The sequence below is a fragment of the Diaminobutyricimonas aerilata genome (assembly GCF_002797715.1).
Lineage (GTDB): Bacteria > Actinomycetota > Actinomycetes > Actinomycetales > Microbacteriaceae > Diaminobutyricimonas > Diaminobutyricimonas aerilata.
The window spans coordinates 183,616-203,036 of sequence record NZ_PGFF01000001.1; the positions used below are offsets into that span (position 1 = coordinate 183,616).

The following is a 19,421-nucleotide window of genomic DNA, read 5'->3' on the forward strand; positions in this document are numbered from 1 at the left end:
ACCTCCTCGTGCCGCCGCCCGGACTCCCCAGTCGCCCGGTGCGCGCCACTTGGCCGCGACGCTACCCCTCTCAGGCCCGCTCGACAAGGGCTCCCGGTGGTGCGGTCACGGCTCGAACCGGCGCGTCTGCACACTCGCCGCGACGACCGAACGCAGCGCCTCCAGGCCGCCCTCGATCACGCCGAGCGCCCGCGCCTGAACGAGCACGTTGCCGATCGCCGTGGCCTCGACCGGGCCCGCCACGACGGGCAGCCCGGACCGTTCGGCGGTGAGCCGGCAGAGGAGCTCGTTCTGCGACCCGCCACCGACGAGGTGGATGGTGTCGACACGTCTGCCGGAGAGTTCGGATGCGGTGCGCACCGCATCCGCGAAAGCGGCGGCGAGGCTCTCGACGATCGAGCGGGCCCACCCGGCGCGCGAGTCGGGCAGCGGCAGGCCGCGATCCCGGCAGTGCTCGGCGATGCGGGTGGCCATCGAGCCCGGAGCGAGGAACCCCGGATCGTTCGCGTCGAACAGGGCGACCGGGCCGTCGTAGACGGCGGCCTCCGCGAGCAGCACGGGCAGGTCGACGACGGATCCGTCGCGCTCCCACTCGCGCACGCTCTCGGTGAGCAGCCAGAGCCCCATCACGTTGTGCAGGTAGCGCACCGTGCCGTCGACGCCGCCCTCGTTCGTGAAGTTCGCCGCACGGCCGGCGTCGGTGAGCACGGGCGCGTCGAGTTCGACCCCGACGAGCCCCCACGTTCCGCAGCTGATGTAGGCGAAGTCGGGCGAGGTGGCAGGCACGGCGACGACGGCGGATGCGGTGTCGTGCGATCCGACGGCGATGACGTGGGCGTTGCTGCCGAGCTCGTCGGCGACGTGCGGCAGCAGTGCGCCGATGGTCTCGCCCGGGTCGACGAGCGGGGGCAGGATACGCGACGGCAGCCCCAGCCGGGCGAGGAGTCCGGCGTTCCAGGTGCCCGTCGCCGGATCGAGCAGGCCGGTCGTGGAGGCGTTGGTGCGCTCGGCGACCTGTCGTCCGGTGAGCCAGTAGGCGAGCAGGTCGGGCACGAGCAGGGCCGCGTCGACGTCGTCGAGGCGCTCGGCGGCGAGCTGGAAGACCGTGTTGAACGGCAGATGCTGCAGTCCGTTCGCACGGTAGAGCTCGTCGGCGGGCACGATCGCGTGCACCGTCTCGACGCCGGCCGCGGTGCGGTCGTCGCGGTAATGGAACGGCTCCCCGAGCATCCGACCCTCCCGCAGCAGCGCGTAGTCGACGGCCCACGAGTCGATGCCGATGCTGCGCACCGGGGCGCGGCGCGCGGCCTCGCGCAGCCCGGCGAGCACGTGCTCGTACAGGCCGAGCACATTCCAGTGCAGGCCGTCGGGCGTGCGCACGGGTCCGTTCGGGAACCGCGCCACCTGCTCGAGCTCGATCGACGTCGGGGTGACGCGGGCGAGCATGACCCGCCCGCTCGTCGCCCCGAGGTCGACCGCGGCGATCGCGACCGGCTCGGTCATCGCAGGAACGCGGCGGCGACGCCCGCGTCGACCGGCACGTGCAGTCCGGTCGTGTGCGAGAGCTCCGGTCCAGTCAGCACGATGACGGCGTTCGCGACGTGGTCGGGCAGCACCTCGCGCTTGAGGATGGTGCGCTGCGCGTAGAACTTGCCGAGGTCCTGCTCGTCGATGCCGTACGTCTTGGCGCGGTTGGCGCCCCAACCGCTCGCGAAGATGCCGGAACCGCGCACGACACCGTCGGGGTTGATGCCGTTCACCTTCACCCCGTGCTCGCCGAGCTCCACGGCGAGCAGGCGCACCTGGTGCGCCTGGTCGGCCTTCGTCGCCGAGTAGGCGATGTTGTTCGGGCCGGCGAAGACAGAGTTCTTCGACGCGATGTAGACGATGTCGCCGCCGAGCTGCTGCTCGATGAGCACCCGGGCGGCCGCCTTCGACACGAGGAACGAGCCCTTCGCCATCACGTCGTGCTGCAGATCCCAGTCCTGCTCGGTCGTCTCGAGCAGCGGCTTCGACAGCGACAGCCCGGCGTTGTTGATGACGATGTCGAGCCCGCCGAAGGCGAGCACCGTCTCCTGGATCGCGGCGTCGATCTGCGCCGCATCCGTGACGTTCACCTGCACGCCGATCGCGACATCCGTGGTGCCGAGCTCGGCCGCGGCGGCCTGCGCCTTCTCGAGGTCGAGGTCGGCGATCACGACGCACGCGCCTTCCGCGGCGAGGCGGGTGGCAATGGCCTTGCCGATGCCGGATGCGGCGCCGGTGACCAGGGCGATGCGGGTCGCGTGGGACTTCGGCTTGGGCATCCGCTGCAGTTTCGCCTCCTCGAGCGACCAGTACTCGATGCGGAACTTCTCCTCGTCGCTGATCGGCGCGTAGGTCGAGATCGACTCGGCGCCGCGCATGACGTTGATCGCGTTGAGGTAGAACTCACCGGCGACGCGGGCGGTCTGCTTGTCCTTCCCGTAGCTGAACATGCCGACGCCCGGTACGAGCACGATCAGCGGATCCGCGCCCCGCATCGCAGGGCTCTCCGGCGTCGCGTACGCCTCGTAGTAGGAGCGGTAGTCCTCCCGGTATGCGTCGTGCAGTTCCTTCAGACGCGCGATCGACTCCTCGACGGAGGAGCCTGCGGGCAGGTCGAGCAGCATCGGCTTGACCTTGGTGCGCAGGAAGTGGTCGGGGCAGCTCGTGCCGAGCGCGGCGAGGCGCGGGTGCTCGGCCGCGGCGAGGAACTCGAGCACCTCGGGGGCGTCGGTGAAGTGCCCGACCATCGGCCGATCGTGGGACGCGATCCCCCGGATGGTAGGGGCGAGCGCGGCCGCCTTGGCCCGGCGCTCGGCGTCGGGGAGGGCGCCGTAGCCGTCGAGCGGGGCGCCGAACGGGTCCGGCCGGCCGTGCTCGTCGAGGTACCGCTGAGCGGTCTCGATGATCCACAGGCTGTTGCGCTCCGCCTCCTCGCTCGTGTCGCCCCACGCGGTGATGCCGTGCCCGCCGAGGATGCAGCCGATCGCATCCGGGTTCTGCGCCTTGATGCCGGCGATGTCGAGGCCGAGCTGGAATCCGGGGCGGCGCCAGGGCACCCACACCACCTTGCCGCCGAACGCCTCGGCGGTGAGACGCTCGCCGTCGGCGGCGGTCGCGAACGCGATACCCGAGTCGGGATGCAGGTGGTCGACGTGCGCCGCGTCGACGAGACCGTGCATCGCGGTGTCGATCGACGGAGCGGCGCCGCCCTTGCCGTGCAGGGTGTAGTCGAACGCGGCGACCATCTCGTCCTCCCGCTCCACGCCGGGGTAGACGTCGACGAGGGCACGGAGCCGGTCGAGCCGCAGGACCGCGAGGCCCTTCTCGGAGAGGGTTCCGAGGTCACCACCAGACCCCTTCACCCACAGCAGCTCGACCGGCTGTCCCGTGACGGGGTCGATCTCCGACCCCTTCGCCGACGTGTTGCCGCCGGCGTAGTTCGTGTTGCGCGCGTCGGCGCCGAGGCGGTTCGAGCGCTCGATGAGCGCAGCGACGGTCTCGTTCGTCATGAGGTGCTTCTTCCCTGCGTTGTAGTGCGGTCTGCGGATGCGGTGGCTCAGCGGGCGGGGGTGGATTCGCGGTCGCGGGCGAGCAGCCACGACTCCATCCGCCGGATGGTGCCGAGCCCGTCCGGGGTGTCGGGCCGGTTGAGGTGGCCGTGACGCGAGGCGGGCTCCGTCTCGACGACGACCTCGACACCCGCCTCCGCGAGCTGACGCGCGTACGCCTCGCCGGAGGTGCGCAGGTCGTCCTCGTCGCTGTTGACGATGTAGGTGGGCGGCAGGCCGGTCAGGTCGGCGAGCGGCGGGATCGCCTCGACCGGGGCCTCGGATGCGGGACCGCCGGTGTAGGTCTCGTACATGCCGAGGATTTGCTGCGGGCTGAACCGGTACTCCGGCGCGATGCCGGCCATGACGCGTTCGAGCTCCGGGTCGTGCGGCGGCTGCACCGCGTGGAGCGTCGGGTAGGCGAGCAGCACGGTCGCCGGTTGCGGTCCGCCCGCGTCGCGCAGCCGCAGGGCCGCGCCCGCCGCGAGGTTGCCGCCGGCGCTCGCGCCACCGAGGTGCACGCGGTCGATGCCGCTCTCCTCGGCGAGCCTGACGCCCCAGAGGAACGCCGCGACCACGTCGTCGGAGGGCACCGGATAGTGCACCGTGTCGCTCGCCAGGCGGTAGTCGACGCTCACCACGATGGTGTCGGTGTCTTGCGCGATGCGGGTGGAGACCCAGTGCGCCTCGGGCATGTCGAGGTCGCCGTGCTGGAACCCGCCACCGTGGTTCCAGACGAAGACGCGGCGCGGCCTCGCGGAACTGCGGTACACCCGCACGGGGATCGGTCCGTGCGGACCCGGCGCCGTCGTCTGCTCGACGCTCATCGCCGCCCGCCTCGGGGCGCAGCCCACCGCATCCGGGATTCCATGCTCAGGCGCCCCATCCGGCCTGGTCGCCGCCCACGCGGTCGGCCTCGATCTTCTCCTGGTAGCCGCTCTCAGCGTAGGCGCGCAGGGGGTTCGCGGGCAGCCCACGCGACTCGCGCCACTCCGCGAGGGCCGGGCGCACGTCGGTGTAGAACGCGTCCATGAGCACCTCGTTGGCGCCCAGCACATCGCCGGCGTTCTGCGCTGCGGTGAGCGCGTCGCGGTCGACGAGCAGGGCGCGCGCGGTCATCTCCTGCACGTTGAGCACGCTGCGGATCTGGCCGGGGATCTTCTTCTCGATGTTGTGGCACTGGTCGAGCATGAACGCGACGCCGCTGTCGGCGCCGTACCCGCCACCGCGCACCACCTCGAGGATGATGCGGAACAGCTGGAACGGGTCGGCCGCGCCGACGATGAGGTCGTCGTCGGCGTAGAAGCGCGAGTTGAAGTCGAACGAGCCGAGCTTTCCGAGCCGCAGCAGCTGCGCGACGATGAACTCGATGTTCGTGCCGGGCGCGTGGTGACCGGTGTCGAGGCACACGAACGCGCGGTCGCCGAGGGCGGCCACGTGGGCGTACGAGGTGCCCCAGTCCGGAACGTCGGTGTGGTAGAACGCCGGCTCGAAGAACTTGTACTCGAGCACGAGCCGCTGGTGCTCACCGATGCGCTCGTAGATCTTCGCGAGGGAGTCGGCGAGGCGGTCTTGGCGGGCGCGGATGTCGTCCTGACCCGGGTAGTTGGTGCCGTCGGCGAGCCAGATCTTGAGGTCGCGCGATCCGGTCTCGCCCATGATGTCGATGCACTCGAAGTGGTGGTCGATCGCCTTCTGGCGCACCTTCGGATCGGCGTGCGTGACGCTGCCGAGCTTGTAGTCGTCGTCCTGGAAGGTGTTCGAGTTGATCGTGCCGAGGCCCACGCCGAGGCTCTCGGCGTGGCTGCGGAGGGCGGCGTAGTCGTCGACCTTGTCCCACGGGATGTGCAGCGCGACCGTCGGCGCGAGCCCGGTGAGCTCGTGCACCTTGGCCGCATCCGCGATCTTCTCGAACGGGTCGCGCGGAACGCCCGCCTGGCCGAAGACCTTGAAGCGGGTGCCCGAGTTGCCGAAGGCCCAGGAGGGCAGTTCGATGGCCTGCTCGGTGAGGCGTGGGGCGATGTCGCCGAAAGAGGGCATGGTGCGAATCTCCATTGATCGGGGGCGCTGGTTCCGCGCAACTGAATCGTTTCATTCCGGTGGGTGGTCCGTCAAGTCCGGGACCCGCGGGCGGCGGGCCGGCGCGGCGGGTGTTCGTCGCGCCGCTCGCAGGCGCCGCCAGGTCGGTTTCCCGTCAGTAGTCGCCCTGATCGGCGCCGCGAAAGGGCGTCTACTGACGGGAAACGGCTCGCACGAGCACCCGGCGCCGATTTCCCGTCGCGAATTGCGGGTGTGGGCGGCGCGGACCCGCAATGTGCGACGGGAGATCGTCGGCGCGGGCCGGTCCGGCGCGGATGTGGTCGGGTTGGATGCGGTGGTCGTCGCCACGGCGATGCGGTCGGCCGGCTGCGGTCAGGCGACCGGGGCGGGGATCGGACGCAGGTGCGGCGCGACGAGCGCGTCGAAGCGCTCCGCCGTGATGCGAGCGACGTCGGCGAACGGCGCGTCCCACACGTACTGGTTGAAGATCTCGACCTCGATGTCGCCGGTGTAGCCGACCTCCTCCACGAGGGCGGTGATCGGGGCGAAGTCGATGTGTCCGTCGCCCGGGTAGCCGCGCGCGAGCAGTACGTCGGCGGGCAGCGGGGTGACCCAGTCGCACACCTGGTAGCTCGCGATGCGTCCCTCCGCGCCGGCACGCCGCACGGACGCCTCGAGCGCCGGGTCCCACCACACGTGGAAGGTGTCCACCACGACGCCGACCTGTTCCGGCGCGAAGTCGGCCGCGAGGTCGAGCGCTTGTGCGAGCGTCGACACGACCGCGCGATCGGCGGCGTACATCGGATGCAGCGGCTCGATCGCGAGCGTCACGCCGGTGTCGCGTGCGTGGTCGGCGAGCTCGCCGAGCGCGTCGCGCACGCGGGATCTGGCGCCGATCAGGTCGCGCGACCCCTCCGGGAGTCCGCCCGCCACGAGCACGAGCGCCGGCGCGCCGAGCGCCGCAGCCTCGTCGAGCGCGCGGCGGTTGTCGTCGATCGCGGCGCGGCGCGTGGGGCCCTCCTCGATCGTGAAGAACCCACCGCGGCAGAGGCTGGAGACCCGCAGGCCGCTGTCGGCGACGCGGCGCACGGCATCCGGCACCCCGACCGCCTGCACGGGCTCGCGCCACAGGCCGATGCTCTCGTAACCGGCGGCCACCGGCACCGCGAGCGCCTCGTCGAGGTCGGCGTATTTGATGGTCGCCTGGTTGAGCGACAGGCGCGGATGCGTCATCGGTGCACTCCATTCACGGTGAGCATCGAGTGCCAACGGGCGGCAGCGAGCTCGGGTCGTTCGAGGGCGCCGGCGGCGTTCGCGAGCCGCACGATCTCGCTCAGGTGCGGCAGGCTGCGCGCGGAGTGCAGTCCGCCCACCATGGTGAACGCCGGTTGGTGTCCGTTGAGCCAGGCGAGGAACGCGACGCCCGTCTTGTAGAACCAGGTCGGCGCCGCGAAGATCTGCCGCGACAACTCCTCGGTGGGGCCGAGGATGCGCGTGTAGGCCTCCGTGTCGCCGGCGTCAAGCGCCGCGATCGCGGCCGAGGCGTTCGGCGCGACCGCCGCGAACGCGCCGAGGAGGGCATCCGAGTGCCGTTCGCCGTCGCCCGCGATGAGCCCGACGTAGTTGAAGTCGTCGCCCGTGAAGAGCGTCGCGCCCTCGGGGAGTCGGCTGCGCACGGCGATCTCGGCGTCGGCGTCGAGCAGGCTCATCTTGATGCCGCGCACCTTCTCGAGATGCCGCTCGATGATCGCGACCACGGTGTCGGTCGCCGCCGGCACCTCGCGCGATCCGAAGTACCCGGCGAGGTTCGGGTCGAACGCCTCGCCGAGCCAGTGCAGCACGACCGGACCCGTCGCCCGCGAGAGCACGGCGTCATAGACGCGCTCGTAGTCGGCGGCGCTCTGCGCGGCGCGGGCGAGGTGGCGGCTCGCCATGAGCACGACCCCGGCGCCCTGCTCCTCGGTGAACTCGAGCTGCTCCACATAGGCGTCGATCACGCGCTCGAGGGGGATGTGCTCCTCGTCGACGTGGTCGGTGTTGACGCCCACGACGAGGTCGCCACCGACCTCGCGCGCCGCCTCGGCGCTGCGGCGGATGAGGTCACGGGTCGCCTGCGCATCCAGGCCCATGTTCCGCTGGGCGGTGTCCATCGCATCCGCCACTCCCAGCCCCCACGACCAGACGTGACGCCGGAACGCGAGCGTCGCGTCCCAGTCAATGTCGGCCGGATGTCCGGGCACGTTCTCACCGGCGATGCGCGGGACCACGTGGGCGGCGGCGTAGGCGACCCGCGAGGTGAGCGGGCGCGTCGGCCGGCGGAACGCGGGCGCCTCGGCGAGCGACTCCGTGCGTGTGGAGCCGTCGGCGTGCAGCAGCAGGAGGTCGGTCATCCGTTGTCCCGGCCGACGAGGGGTAGGTCGACGCGCCGCGCCGACTCGGAGCTCTCGAGCCCCTTCTCGGCGAGCAACACCCCGCGGGCGCCGGCGTAGAAGTCGTACGGGTGCGGGGCGTCTTCGACCACGTGGCGGATGAACTGCTCCCACTGCCGCTTGAACCCGTTCTCGGGGGTCTCGGCATCCGGCACCTCGAGCCAGTCGCCCGCGTAGTCGTGGGTCTCGGGCAGGTCGGGGTTCCAGGTGGGCCGCGGGGTCGCGTTGCGCGGCTGGATCTTCGCGCCGAACAGCCCCACCACGGCGCTGCCGTGGGTGCCGTCGACCTGGAACTCGACGAGCTCCTTGCGGTTCACGCGCACCGTCCAACTCGAGTTGAGCTGCGCGATCACGCCGCCCTCGAGTTCGAACACGGCGTACGCGGCGTCATCCGCGGTCGCCGGATACGCCGCGCCGGCCTCGTCGGTGCGCTCCGGGATGTGGGTGACGGCGCGCGAGTACACCGACTCGACGCGGCCGAAGAGGTTCTCGAGCACGTAGCTCCAGTGCGCGAACATGTCGACGACGATGCCGCCGCCGTCCTCCTTGCGGTAGTTCCAGCTCGGGCGCTGCGCCGGCGCCCAGTCGCCCTCGAACACCCAGTAGCCGAACTCGCCGCGCACGCTGAGGATGCGGCCGAAGAAACCGGAGTCGATGAGGCGCTTGAGCTTGAGCAGGCCCGGGAGGTAGAGCTTGTCGTGCACGACGCCGTGCTTGATGCCCGCGGCATCCGCCTTGCGGGCCAGCTCGAGCGCATCCTCGAACGTCTCCGCCGTGGGCTTCTCGGTGTAGATGGCCTTGCCGGCGGCGATCGCCTTCTCGATGGCGGCGACGCGCGCCTTCGTCACGAGGAAGTCGCCGTAGATCTGCCAGCGCGGATCGGCCAGCGCGGCGTCGAGGTCGGTGGTGTAGTGCTCGATGCCGTGCTTCGCGGCGAGTTCGGCGAGCTTCGACTCGGTGCGCCCGACGAGCAGCGGCTCGACCTGCACGAGGGAGCCGTCGGAGAGGCGCACACCGCCCTGGTCGCGGATCGCGAGGATCGACCGCACGAGGTGCTGCCGGTAGCCCATGCGTCCGGTTGCGCCGTTCATGATGATGCCGATGGGGGCGTGGGCCACGAGACTCCCTTGTTCGTTCGTGCGGTTGCTCAGAGTGTATGGGTAACCGCTTTCCCATCGCAATGGTGAGGTGAGCGGCGGGGCGGGCGCCGGTGGTCGCGGCCTCTGGTCGTGCGTCCGACGGCGCCCCTCGGGGTTGCGCGAGTCGGACGTTCCGGATGCCTGTCAACGGTGCTGCTCGCGAGGTCGCTGTGTCGGAAATTCAGGAGTTCCTGGGCCGCTCGCTCGCCTCTGGCGCGGAGATCCGCTGCCCCGCGGGTCGACACCCCTGAATTTCCGACACCTCGCCGCCCGGAGCCGCGCGGCCTGACGACGCCCGCCCGGCGTTCTCGACTGCCGACGGAAGCCGCATCGATGACAAGTCGCGATGTCGGAAACTCAGGAGTTCCGCGCAGCGGAAGCCCGAAACCGCCCCACCAGCGGCGCCGCGCGCGTGGAAACCCCTGAACTTCCGACACGGCTCCGGAGGTGCGCCGCGAGGGTTGGAACTCCTGAGTTCCGACACCCCCGCGGGGCGCGGTGCGAGGAGCGCGGTGCAACCCGGGGTCAGCGGCGGGGCGGGGTGCTCTCGCGCACGACCACCTCGGATGCGACGGTCTCCGTGCGGTCACCGCCCTCGTCCGGCTCGCGCAGCGCGAGGCGCATCGCGCACTCGCCGACCTCCACGAGCGGCACGCGCACCGTCGTGAGCGGCGGGGTCACGTCGCGGGCCGTCGAGATGTCGTCGTATCCGGCGACGGCGAGATCCTCGGGGAGGCGCACGCCCGCATCGCGGAACGCGGACATCGCGCCGATCGCCATCACGTCGTTGACCGCGAACACGAGTTCGATGTCGTCGACGCCGCGCGCGAGCAACTCGCGCCCCGCCTCGTAACCGCCGTCGCGGGTGAAGGGTGCCCGCACGACGCGGTCATCCGGCAGGTCGAGGCCCGCGGCCCGCAGCCCGTCGCAGAACCCGTCGACCCGATCATCGGATGTGCGCAGCGCCGCCGCCCCGGCGATCGCCGCGAAGCGACGGTAGCCGAGTTCGACGAGCCGCTCCGCGAGAGCCCGGGCTCCTTCGCGGTTCGCGAGGGCCACCGTGTCGAAGGGCAGTTCGTGCTGGCTGATGAGCACGACGCGTCCGCCGGACTCGGTGAAGCCGCGCAGCTCCGCCTCGAGCGCGTGGTCGTCGGCGCCGGTGAAGCGGCTGCCGGCGAGGATGAGCACCCGCGGGCGCTGCCCCCGGATGACGCGCACGAGAGCCAGCTCCCGGTCGTTGTCGCGGTCGGTCACGGCCATCGTCACGACGAGGTTGGCGGCCTCGGCGGAGCGCACCACACCGGATGCGATGGACGAGAAGTAGGGATCGGCGATGTCCGCGACGAGGAGCGCGACCGTGGAGGTCGCGCCGCGCGCGACGGCCTGCGCCGAGAAGTTGGGCCGGTAGTCGAGCTTCTCTGCGGCGGCGAGCACGCGAGCGCGGTAGGCGTCGTTCACGCGACGGGTCGAGCCGTTCAGTGCCCGGGATGCGGTCGCGAGCGAGACGCCCGCCTCGCGCGCGACGTCGTGCAGCGTCGCCGCTGAGCGGGGCATGGGCACGCGCACGGGGCTCCTTCCGCAGGCCACTTCTCGCGAATGCTAGCAGGATGGGAAACGGTTTCAGCGGGTGGAGGTGCCCGCCCGGCGGAGCGGCCGAACAGCTGGGTAATCGCTTTCCCCGAGTGGCATGATGGTCGGGTCGTCGGGGATGCCCCGGCCGAGGTCACGGGATGCGGAGGCGCGATGGAGCGGCATACGAGCGGGGGAGGGGTTCCCGTGGATTCCACCGTCCCGATCCGCGACGACGGCACCGCCCTCGACTTCGGCGACGGACTCGCGCGCTACACCTACCGCTCCGACGCGCCGCCGCTCGAGTCGCCCCGCCCGTTCGCGCACCCGCTGCGCACGTCATCCGGTGTCGTCGTCAGCGACCACCGCCCCGCCGACCATCCGTGGCATCACGGGCTCTCGTGGGCGATCGCGAACGTCTCGGGCCACAACTTCTGGGGCGGCCCCACGTTCGTGCGCGGCGAGGGGTACCGGCAGCTCGACAACGACGGACGCCAGGTGCACCTCGGGTTCGAGCCGGCGGCGGATGCGGTGGTGCAGCGGGTGCGGTGGGAAGCGGCCGACGGTCGCCCGGTGCTTGCCGAGCGTCGGGTCCTGCGAGCCCGCACCGATGAGCGCGGGTGGATCCTCGAGGTCGACACCGCCCTCGAGAACGTGACCGACGGCGACCTCGTGTTCGGATCGCCGACCACGGAGGGGCGTCCGGATGCCGGCTACGGCGGACTCATGCTGCGCGCGCATCCGCGGTTCCTCGGGGCGACCGTGTTCGACGAGCACGGCACCGGCGGCGACGAGCTGCGCGGCACGCGGTCGCGCTGGGTCGCCCTCGCCGCATCCGACGCGACCGTGCTCATGGTCGACCGGGATGCCTCGCGCGAGTGGTTCCTGCGCACGGAGGAGTTCGCCGGGCTGTGCGCGGCGCCGTTCTTCAGCTCCGAGACCGTGCTCGCCTCGGGCGGCACCCTCGCGATCCGTCACGCCGTGCTCGTCGCCGACGGCGCGCTGACCCGACCCGAAGCGGCGGCGGCCGCCGCTCGCATCCTGAACGGAGCCACCGGTGTCCTCTGAACCTGTGCTGCGCGCCGCGATCATCGGCACCGGTGCCGTCGCCGCCTCGCACTCCGCGGCGATCGCGGCCTATACCGGCGCGGCGCTCGTCGCCGTGACCGACCACGACCCCGACCGCGCGCACGACTTCGCCGCCCTGCACGGCGAACCGGCCGTGTACGACGACCTCGCGTCGCTGCTCGCCGCCGAGTCGCCCGATGTGGTGCACATCTGCACACCACCTGGGGTGCATGCCGACCAGGCGGATGCGGCGCTCGCGGCGGGTGCGCATGTCGTGGTCGAGAAGCCCCCGGCGCTCACCCTCGCCGAGATCGATCGGATGCTGGCCGCGGCGGAGCGCGCGGACCGGCGACTCGCGGTCGTGTTCCAGCAGCGCACGGGCAGCGCGGCACAGCACGTGCGCGACCTGCTCGCCTCCGGGGCGCTCGGCCGGCCGCTCGTCGCGCTGTGCCACACGCTGTGGTTCCGCGGCGAGGACTACTTCGCCGTGCCGTGGCGCGGGCGCTGGGAGACCGAAGGCGGCGGCACGACGCTGAGTCACGGCATCCACCAGCTCGACCTGCTGGCCTACCTGCTCGGCGACTGGGCCGCCGTCAGCGGGCAACTGTGGCGGCTCGATCGCGACGTGGCGACGGAGGACCTCTCCACCGCGGTCGTGCGATTCGACGCGGGCGCGATCGCGTCGGTCGTGACGAGCGTGCTCTCGCCGCGCGAGACGAGCGTCATCCGCATCGACACCGAGCTCGCGACGATCGAGCTCGAGCACCTCTACGGTCACGCCCACGCGAACTGGCGCATCACGCCGCGCCGCGACGTCGACGACGCCACCGTGGCGTCGTGGCGGCTGCCCGACGACGAGCGGGCGAGCGGCCACGACGACCTCGTGCGCCAGGTGTACGACGCGCTGCTCGCGGGTGCCGGACTGCCGGCCGTCGCGGCGGATCCGCTGCGTTCGTTCGAACTCGTGGCGGCGCTCTACGCCTCCGCGCGCCTCGGCCGCGAGGTGCGGCGGAGCGAGCTGAGCGACCCGGGTCTGCGCGGCGCGCTCGAGGCTCCCGTGACCGAGGTGCGGCCGCCGCGCTGAGCCCACCGGGGCCACGCGGCGACCGCGGGGTGCCCGCCGCGTGACCGTCGCGCGGCCGCCGCACCGACCACCGCGGCTCGTTGCGCGGCGCGCGTCATTACATCGTTGAATCGATTTTCCGGATGCGCATTGACCGGCTCGGACCTCATGCCTATCCTTGGGGGAAGCGTTTTCCCGAAAACGTCCGCACCAGGTAACGATGACGTTCCGAAAGGACAAGGATGTTCAGATCACGTAGGGCGCGTATCCGCAGCACGGTCACGGCGATCGCCGCCACCGGTGTCCTCGCACTCACCGCATGCGCCGGCGGGTCCGGCGACGAGGGCTCCGACGGGCCCGTCACCCTCGACTTCGCCTTCTGGGGCAACGACGTGCGCGCCGAGATGTACGACGAGGCGATCGCGGCGTTCAACGAGGAGTTCCCCGACATCAAGGTGAACGTGAGTTTCCTCGGCTTCCCCGAGTTCTGGGAGAAGCGCCAGATCGAGTCCACGAGCGGCGGCCTGCCCGACGTGATGCAGTTCGACTACTCCTACCTGCGCCAGTACTCCGAGAACGGGCTGCTGCTCGACCTCGGCCCGCACCTCGGCGAGGGCATCGACACCGACCCGATCGACGAGAAGATCCTCGACATCGGCGTCGTGAACGACACCACCTACGGCATCGCGACGTCGACCAACGCGTGGACGCTCTACCAGAACCCGAAGCTGCTCGAGTCGATCGGCGCCGCGCCGTACGAGGGCGGCGGCAGCTGGGAGGACTACACCGACTGGGTGCAGGCCACGACGGATGCCGCGGCCGCGGCCGGGCAGCCGATCTACGGCGGCACCGACTTCACGGGTCGCATTCAGAACTTCGAACTGCAGCTGCGCGCCCAGGGTTCCTACCTCTTCAACGATGACGGCGAGCCCGGGTTCGACGAAGACGACCTGCGCGCGTTCTGGGAGCAGGGCGCACCGTTCCGCGAGGGCGCCGGCGTTCCGCAGCAGCGCCTCGAAGAGGTGTACCCGCTGTCGGGCTTCGACTCGGCGATCACCGCGAGCGAGCTCACCTGGGACAACTTCGGTGCCGGCTACCTCGGCAACCTCGGCGAGGGCTACACCGAGCTGCTGCTGGTCGAACCGCCGATCACCGAGGAGGGCGCGAAGGACCTGTACCTCAAGCCCTCGATGCTGCACACCATCTCGGCGAACACCGAGCACCCGGAGGAGGCCGTCGAGCTGCTCAACTTCCTCGTGAACGCCCCCGAGGTCGGAGCCGCCTTCGGCACCAACCGCGGTCTGCCCGCATCCGAGACGCAGCTCGAAGGCGTCGAGTTGGGCGGACTCGAGGCGCAGATCCAGGAGTACGAGGAGTCGATCAGCGATCGCCTCGGCGACCCGCCCGCCGTGCCGATCGTCGGCTACGGCAGCCTCGAAGAGAAGTTCCGCGTCATCGGCACCGACCTCGGCCTCGGCGTCGTGACGGTCGATGAGGCCGTGGAGCAGTTCTTCACCGAGATGGATGTCGTGCTGAACCAGTAGGTTCGCACCGCATCCGACCGCTCGAAGACGAGATCCGGAGACACACCATGACCAACGCAGCGACCGCGACGCCGGTGCCGCCTCCGGCTGTCGTCGACGCCGCCCGCCCGGGGGAGTCCCGGGCGGGCGGCGCCGCCCGGCCGCCCCGCCGCAAGCCCGCCTCGCGACGCGAGAACGTGGCCGGCTACGGGTTCCTTCTGCCCTGGCTGGTGGGCTTCTTCGGCCTCACGGTCGGTCCGATGCTCATCTCGCTCTACCTCGCGTTCACGAGCTACAACCTGTTCACCGACCCGAAGTTCATCGGCATCGACAACTTCGTGCGCATGTTCACCGACGACCCGGTGTACATGAAGTCGGTGGGGATCACCGCGATCTACGTGCTCGTCGGCACGCCCGTGAAGCTCGCCGCGGCGCTCGGCATCGCGATGCTGCTGAACTACCGCGACCGCGGCTCGGGCTTCTTCCGCTCAGCCTTCTACGCCCCCTCGCTCATCGGTGCGAGCGTCAGCGTCGCGATCGTGTGGCGTGCGATGTTCGCCAACGACGGGCCCGTCGACTCGGGACTGAACATCTTCGGCATCGAGCTGGGCGGATGGGTCGGCAACGTCGACCTCGTCGTGCCGATGATGATCATCCTGGCGGTCTGGCAGTTCGGTGCCCCGATGGTGATCTTCCTGGCCGGGCTCAAGCAGATCCCGCGTGAGCTCTACGAGGCGGCCGAGGTGGATGGAGCGGGCGCGTTCCGCAGGTTCCGCAGCGTGACGCTGCCGATGCTCTCGCCGGTCATCTTCTTCAACCTGCTGCTCGAGACGATCCACGCGTTCCAGATCTTCGCCTCCGCGTTCATCATCTCCAACGGCAGCGGAGGGCCGGGAGGCATGACCAACTACTACACGCTCTATCTCTACAAGCGGGCCTTCAGCGATCAACAGATGGGGTACGCGTCGGCCATGGCCTGGGTGCTCGTCGTCGTGGTCGCGATCATCGCGTTCGTGCTCTTCCGCACCTCGCGCGGCTGGGTGCACTACAGCGGAGACAGCAAGTGACCGCCACGACCGCCGCCCGCCCCATCGGCACGCGTCGTCAGCCGACCCGCAAACGCGTCGCGACGATCGTCTGGGCGGTGGCACTGACCCTGCTCACCCTGCTCGTGCTGTACCCGCTCGTGTGGCTCGTCTTCTCGACGTTCAAGCCGTCGAGCGAGTTCGGCTCGAACCCGGGGCTGTTCCCCGAGAGCCCGACACTGCAGAACTACGTCAAGGTCGCCGAGGGCATCGGCGGAACCCCGCTGTGGCGCTTCTTCGGCAACTCGCTGCTCATCGCCTCGATCGCGGTGGTCGGCACGCTCATCTCGTCGTCGATGGCCGCGTACGCCTTCGCGCGCATCCGCTTCAAGGGTGTCGGCGTGTTCTTCGCGGCGATGATCGGAACGCTGCTGCTGCCGTTCCACGTGCTGATCATCCCGCAGTACATCGTGTTCCAGAAGCTCGGCCTCATCGACACGTACGTGCCGCTGCTGATCGGCAAGTTCCTCGCGGTGGAGGCGTTCTTCGTCTTCCTCATGGTGCAGTTCATCCGCGGACTGCCGCGCGAGCTCGACGAGGCGGCCCGCATCGACGGTGCGGGCCACATCCGCACCTTCGTGTCGATCATCCTGCCGCTCATCAAGCCGGCGCTCATCACCTCGGCGATCTTCAGCTTCATCTGGACGTGGAACGACTTCCTCGGGCCGCTGCTCTACATCACCTCGCCCGAGAAGTACCCGCTGCCGATCGCGCTGCGGCTCTACAACGACGCGACGAGCACCTCGGACTACGGAGCCACGGTCGCGGTGTCGATGCTCGCGCTCGTGCCGATCCTGTTGTTCTTCATCGTGTTCCAGCGGTTCCTCGTCGCCGGCGTGGCCACCCAGGGGCTCAAGGGTTAGGCTCCCGCGGTGTCCAGACGCGCGGAACGTGCCGCGCGCCGGGCGGAGCTCTCCGGCTCCGGCCCGGTGCGCGCGGGCGGCGTCGCGCCCCGCTGGCCGGGCGCGACGAGGGCGTTTGCGCTGTTCGGCGAGGTGCTGCTCACCGGGGTGATCGTCGCCGTGGCATCCGTGCCTCTCATCACCGTGCCGTTCGCGCTCGCGCTGGGCCACCGTCACCTGCGGCGGTACCTCGCCGCGGAGGAGTCCGGATGGGCGGCGCTGCTGCACGACGCCCGCCACGTGCTGCGGTCGCTGCCGCTCGGGCTCGCCGCGCTCGTGCTCGCGGTGGCACTCGCGGTCGACCTCGCCCTCGCGATCGACGCGGTCGTGCCCGGAGCCCCGATCGTCGGGCTCGCCGGATGCGCGGGGGTGGCGCTCCTCGTGCTCGCCCTCGTCACCGCGGCGCGCGGGTGGTCGCCCGAGACGGGGTGGCGCGCGGCCCTGCGGGGGCTGCCACGGATCTGGCGTGACGACGTCGCGGGCGCCCTCTATGTGATCGCGGCCGCCGGGTTCGTCGCGGTGGTCACCTGGCAGCTGCCGCCGCTCGTCGTGCCCGCGCTCGGCTGCCTGGTGTTCGCATCCCTCGCGGTGCCGGAACGCCCGCGCCGCGACTGACCCGCTCCCTGAGCCTGTCGAAGGGAGCTCGTGCAACCCGCTTCGACAGGCTCAGCGTGCGACGTCAGCCGCCGGGGCTCGGCACGAGGAAGATCGGCAGCAGTCCCGGGTTGTGCGCGTGCACGATGACGAGCCAGACGATGAAGTCGAACAGCAGGTGCACGATCAGCACGTACGTGAGCGACTTCGTCTGCGTGAAGATGTACCCCTGCAGCAGCGCGAAGGGGATCGTGAGCAACGGGCCCCAGCTCTGGTAGCCGAGCTCCCACAGGAACGACACGAAGATCGCCGCCTGCAGCAGGTTCGCGAGCAGCAGCGGAAAGTGCCGTCGCAGCAGCGCGAACACCGTGCAGATGAAGAACAGCTCGTCCCACGTGCCGACGGCGTTCACGCCCACGAAGAGCCGGGCGATCTCGTCGAAGTGGTCGACGACCGGCCAGTTGCGGTACGCGCCGGAGGTGATGAAGTAGAAGGGCAGGATGAGCCAGCCGAGCAGCGGCACCGCGAAGAGGTAGCTGCGCTCGAGCGGCGTCCACGGCTGTCCGGCCCGCCAGGGGAAGCGGATGGCCGCGCGCTTGTATCCGAAGCGGTCGATGAGGAACGGCACGGCGACGGACGCGGTGAGCACCGCCCCCATGAGCGCCATGTTCGGGTAGCTGATGTCGGCCGCGACCGAGATCGAGCTCACGATCGTCAGTCCGATGCCGATGAGCAGCAGGTCGCGGAAGTACTCACGCTCGATGAGGGCCGACCAGGCGATGCTGACAGCCAGCACGATGTAGCCGGCGAGCGACGACTCCACCACGAAGAGCAGGAATGCGGAGGCGGCGACACCGAGCGCGGGGACGAGTTTGAGCGAGACGCGCGGCATGGTGCGGTTCTCGACGGTCGTCATGGCTCAAGCATGCCAGGCGGCGGATAGCGGGCGGCGAGCTCGGAGCCGATCCGGTGCAGCTCGGCTCGCACCTCGAGGGGTTCGAGCACCTCGACGTCGGCGCCCCACCCGGCGAGGTTGCGGGCGATGTCGAGCGGAGTCGGACTGCCCAGTCGCACGCGGGAGCGGCCGTCGTCGTGATCCTCCTCGACGTGGCAGTGCTGCCCGAAGTGATCGCGCAGGATGGGCACGAAGCGGGACGGGATGAGCACCGCAGCCCATGTCGCAGAGCGGCGCTCCTCCATCTCGCCCACGATCTCGTCCCACGCGGTCGCGAGATCGAAGTCGTCCGGACGCTCGAACGAGTCCTCCGCCTGCTCGGCGTCGAGGATGCGGTCGAGGCGGAAGGTGCGCCGCCCGCGCGGCGTGCCGGCGACGAGGTACCAGACCTCGTCCTTGTCGACGAGGCCCCACGGGTCGATCGTCCGTTCGCTGCGCGGTGCCGACGGGCTCGAGTAGACGATCCGCACCTTCCGGTTCTGCACGATGGCACGTTGGAGCAGTTCGACCATGGGTGGCCGTTCCGTCACGCGGTCCCCCCATCGCGCAGGATCGATGATCGTCGAGCGTGCGGCGGCCGTCGCCGTGGAGCGGAACGTCGAGGGCAGCGCGCGCACCAGCTTGCGCAGCGCCGCCTTCGCTTCGTCGGAGACGGCCGCCGCCGGTCCGACGAGCAGGAAGAGCGCTTGCGCCTCGGGCGCCGTGAGACCGGTCAGATCGGTGCGCGCGCCGCCGACGAGCGACCAGCCACCGTGGCGTCCGGGTTGGGGATACACCGGTATCCCCGCGGCGGAGAGCGCCTCGAGGTCGCGCCGTGCGGTGCCGACGGACACCTCGAGTTCCTCGGCGAGCTCTCTCGCGGTCACGCGCCCGCGCCCCTGCAGGAGCAGCAGGGCGGCGATGAGACGGTCGGCACGCATGTCGTCCATCTTCGTCGGAAAAGTGCTCAGAGGATGCGCACTTTGAAGTGGAGGCTTGAATCACGACCACGATCGAAAGGACCGCACCATGTTCCGAGGACTCACCACCGTCAACTTCTTCGCCGACGACCTCCACGAGGTGAAGAAGTGGTACACGCCGCTGTTCGGCATCGAGCCGTACTACGGGAAGGACTTCGGCGGTCGCCTCGCCTACATCGAATACCGGCTCGGCGACTACCAGCACGAGTTCGGCTTCCTCGACCGCCGCTTCGCGCCGCACCCGGCGAGCGAGGTGGCGGCCGGTGCGGTCGTCTACTGGGCCGTCGACGATGTCGAGGCTGCCTACCGACGCCTGCTCGAGCACGGTGGGGTGTCGCATGCCATTCCGACCGAGCACGGTCCCGGATTCGTCACCGCCTCGGTGATCGATCCGTTCGGGAACGTGCTCGGGGTCATGTACAACCAGCACTACCTCGACGTACTCGCCTCCGTCGGGAAGCGGCCGGCCGAGTAGTCGCCCGCCGCAATCGCGACTCGCTGGTAAGTCACTTCGCGAACC

17 protein-coding genes are annotated in these 19,421 nt (G+C 70.5%); 7 read left to right on the forward strand and 10 right to left on the reverse strand.

The genetic code is table 11. The features are described from left to right. Positions 1 to 105: 105 nt before the first annotated feature. The 8 genes from CLV46_RS00910 to CLV46_RS00945 all read right to left on the reverse strand — a co-directional run bounded on the left by CLV46_RS00910 (position 106) and on the right by CLV46_RS00945 (position 10,749). Positions 106 to 1,503 carry a rhamnulokinase gene (locus CLV46_RS00910; protein WP_100363059.1) on the reverse strand — a complete coding sequence of 466 codons (1,398 nt, stop codon included), beginning with the start codon at positions 1,501 to 1,503 and terminating at the stop codon, positions 106 to 108. Further along, positions 1,500 to 3,536 carry a bifunctional aldolase/short-chain dehydrogenase gene (locus CLV46_RS00915; RefSeq protein WP_100363060.1) on the reverse strand — a complete coding sequence of 679 codons (2,037 nt, stop codon included), beginning with the start codon at positions 3,534 to 3,536 and terminating at the stop codon, positions 1,500 to 1,502. The genes CLV46_RS00910 and CLV46_RS00915 overlap by 4 nt, the downstream gene beginning before the upstream one ends. A gap of 47 nt (positions 3,537 to 3,583) precedes the next feature. After that, positions 3,584 to 4,402: an alpha/beta hydrolase gene (locus CLV46_RS00920; protein WP_100363061.1), complete on the reverse strand. Its 819-nt coding sequence runs from the start codon at positions 4,400 to 4,402 to the stop codon at positions 3,584 to 3,586. A 46-nt stretch (positions 4,403 to 4,448) separates the two neighbouring features. Next, entirely contained in the window at positions 4,449 to 5,615 is a 1,167-nt protein-coding gene (gene rhaI, locus CLV46_RS00925) for an L-rhamnose isomerase (RefSeq protein ID WP_100365805.1), read from the reverse strand. Between the two features lie 372 nt (positions 5,616 to 5,987). Then, a complete protein-coding gene (locus CLV46_RS00930) occupies positions 5,988 to 6,848 on the reverse strand; it encodes a sugar phosphate isomerase/epimerase family protein (protein WP_100363062.1) in 861 nt (286 codons plus the stop codon). Continuing rightward, positions 6,845 to 8,005 carry a dihydrodipicolinate synthase family protein gene (locus CLV46_RS00935; RefSeq protein WP_100363063.1) on the reverse strand — a complete coding sequence of 387 codons (1,161 nt, stop codon included), beginning with the start codon at positions 8,003 to 8,005 and terminating at the stop codon, positions 6,845 to 6,847. The genes CLV46_RS00930 and CLV46_RS00935 overlap by 4 nt, the downstream gene beginning before the upstream one ends. Then, entirely contained in the window at positions 8,002 to 9,135 is a 1,134-nt protein-coding gene (locus CLV46_RS00940) for a Gfo/Idh/MocA family protein (protein WP_100365806.1), read from the reverse strand. The genes CLV46_RS00935 and CLV46_RS00940 overlap by 4 nt, the downstream gene beginning before the upstream one ends. 573 nt (positions 9,136 to 9,708) lie before the next feature. Next, positions 9,709 to 10,749 carry a LacI family DNA-binding transcriptional regulator gene (locus CLV46_RS00945; RefSeq protein WP_342746089.1) on the reverse strand — a complete coding sequence of 347 codons (1,041 nt, stop codon included), beginning with the start codon at positions 10,747 to 10,749 and terminating at the stop codon, positions 9,709 to 9,711. A 210-nt stretch (positions 10,750 to 10,959) separates the two neighbouring features. On the opposite strand from CLV46_RS00945, the gene CLV46_RS00950 reads away from it, so the two are divergent. The 6 genes from CLV46_RS00950 (at position 10,960) to CLV46_RS00975 (ending at position 17,008) form a co-directional block, all read left to right on the forward strand. Beyond that, complete coding sequence (locus CLV46_RS00950; protein ID WP_157802179.1) at positions 10,960 to 11,820, forward strand: DUF6807 domain-containing protein; 861 nt, start codon at positions 10,960 to 10,962, stop codon at positions 11,818 to 11,820. Further along, the gene (locus CLV46_RS00955) at positions 11,810 to 12,904 is read left to right on the forward strand and encodes a Gfo/Idh/MocA family protein (RefSeq protein WP_100363065.1); all 1,095 of its coding nucleotides are present in this window, start codon (positions 11,810 to 11,812) and stop codon (positions 12,902 to 12,904) included. The genes CLV46_RS00950 and CLV46_RS00955 overlap by 11 nt, the downstream gene beginning before the upstream one ends. A gap of 221 nt (positions 12,905 to 13,125) precedes the next feature. Next, positions 13,126 to 14,427 carry an ABC transporter substrate-binding protein gene (locus CLV46_RS00960; RefSeq protein WP_100363066.1) on the forward strand — a complete coding sequence of 434 codons (1,302 nt, stop codon included), beginning with the start codon at positions 13,126 to 13,128 and terminating at the stop codon, positions 14,425 to 14,427. A gap of 47 nt (positions 14,428 to 14,474) precedes the next feature. After that, on the forward strand, positions 14,475 to 15,473 hold the full coding sequence (locus CLV46_RS00965; protein ID WP_100363067.1) for a carbohydrate ABC transporter permease: 999 nt from the start codon (positions 14,475 to 14,477) through the stop codon (positions 15,471 to 15,473). Then, on the forward strand, positions 15,470 to 16,354 hold the full coding sequence (locus CLV46_RS00970) for a carbohydrate ABC transporter permease (protein WP_245866412.1): 885 nt from the start codon (positions 15,470 to 15,472) through the stop codon (positions 16,352 to 16,354). The genes CLV46_RS00965 and CLV46_RS00970 overlap by 4 nt, the downstream gene beginning before the upstream one ends. A 9-nt stretch (positions 16,355 to 16,363) precedes the next feature. Further along, a complete protein-coding gene (locus CLV46_RS00975) occupies positions 16,364 to 17,008 on the forward strand; it encodes a hypothetical protein (protein ID WP_100363069.1) in 645 nt (214 codons plus the stop codon). A gap of 64 nt (positions 17,009 to 17,072) precedes the next feature. On the opposite strand, the gene CLV46_RS00980 is transcribed toward CLV46_RS00975, so the two are convergent. Further along, complete coding sequence (locus CLV46_RS00980; protein WP_100363070.1) at positions 17,073 to 17,903, reverse strand: CPBP family glutamic-type intramembrane protease; 831 nt, start codon at positions 17,901 to 17,903, stop codon at positions 17,073 to 17,075. Continuing rightward, on the reverse strand, positions 17,900 to 18,862 hold the full coding sequence (locus tag CLV46_RS00985; RefSeq protein WP_100365808.1) for a helix-turn-helix transcriptional regulator: 963 nt from the start codon (positions 18,860 to 18,862) through the stop codon (positions 17,900 to 17,902). The genes CLV46_RS00980 and CLV46_RS00985 overlap by 4 nt, the downstream gene beginning before the upstream one ends. A gap of 88 nt (positions 18,863 to 18,950) precedes the next feature. On the opposite strand from CLV46_RS00985, the gene CLV46_RS00990 reads away from it, so the two are divergent. After that, on the forward strand, positions 18,951 to 19,376 hold the full coding sequence (locus CLV46_RS00990) for a VOC family protein (protein WP_100363071.1): 426 nt from the start codon (positions 18,951 to 18,953) through the stop codon (positions 19,374 to 19,376). Positions 19,377 to 19,421 lie beyond the last annotated feature (45 nt).

Bases quoted from the DNA above. Each gene is read 5' to 3' on its own strand.
- CLV46_RS00910 (WP_100363059.1), bottom strand. From the start codon at position 1,503: ATGACCGAGCCGGTCGCGATCGCCGCGGTCGACCTCGGGGCGACGAGC.
- CLV46_RS00915 (WP_100363060.1), bottom strand. From the start codon at position 3,536: ATGACGAACGAGACCGTCGCTGCGCTCATCGAGCGCTCGAACCGCCTC.
- CLV46_RS00920 (WP_100363061.1), bottom strand. From the start codon at position 4,402: ATGAGCGTCGAGCAGACGACGGCGCCGGGTCCGCACGGACCGATCCCC.
- rhaI (WP_100365805.1), bottom strand. From the start codon at position 5,615: ATGCCCTCTTTCGGCGACATCGCCCCACGCCTCACCGAGCAGGCCATC.
- CLV46_RS00930 (WP_100363062.1), bottom strand. From the start codon at position 6,848: ATGACGCATCCGCGCCTGTCGCTCAACCAGGCGACCATCAAATACGCC.
- CLV46_RS00935 (WP_100363063.1), bottom strand. From the start codon at position 8,005: ATGACCGACCTCCTGCTGCTGCACGCCGACGGCTCCACACGCACGGAG.
- CLV46_RS00940 (WP_100365806.1), bottom strand. From the start codon at position 9,135: ATGAACGGCGCAACCGGACGCATGGGCTACCGGCAGCACCTCGTGCGG.
- CLV46_RS00960 (WP_100363066.1), top strand. From the start codon at position 13,126: ATGTTCAGATCACGTAGGGCGCGTATCCGCAGCACGGTCACGGCGATC.
- CLV46_RS00965 (WP_100363067.1), top strand. From the start codon at position 14,475: ATGACCAACGCAGCGACCGCGACGCCGGTGCCGCCTCCGGCTGTCGTC.
- CLV46_RS00980 (WP_100363070.1), bottom strand. From the start codon at position 17,903: ATGACGACCGTCGAGAACCGCACCATGCCGCGCGTCTCGCTCAAACTC.
- CLV46_RS00985 (WP_100365808.1), bottom strand. From the start codon at position 18,862: ATGCGTGCCGACCGTCTCATCGCCGCCCTGCTGCTCCTGCAGGGGCGC.
- CLV46_RS00990 (WP_100363071.1), top strand. From the start codon at position 18,951: ATGTTCCGAGGACTCACCACCGTCAACTTCTTCGCCGACGACCTCCAC.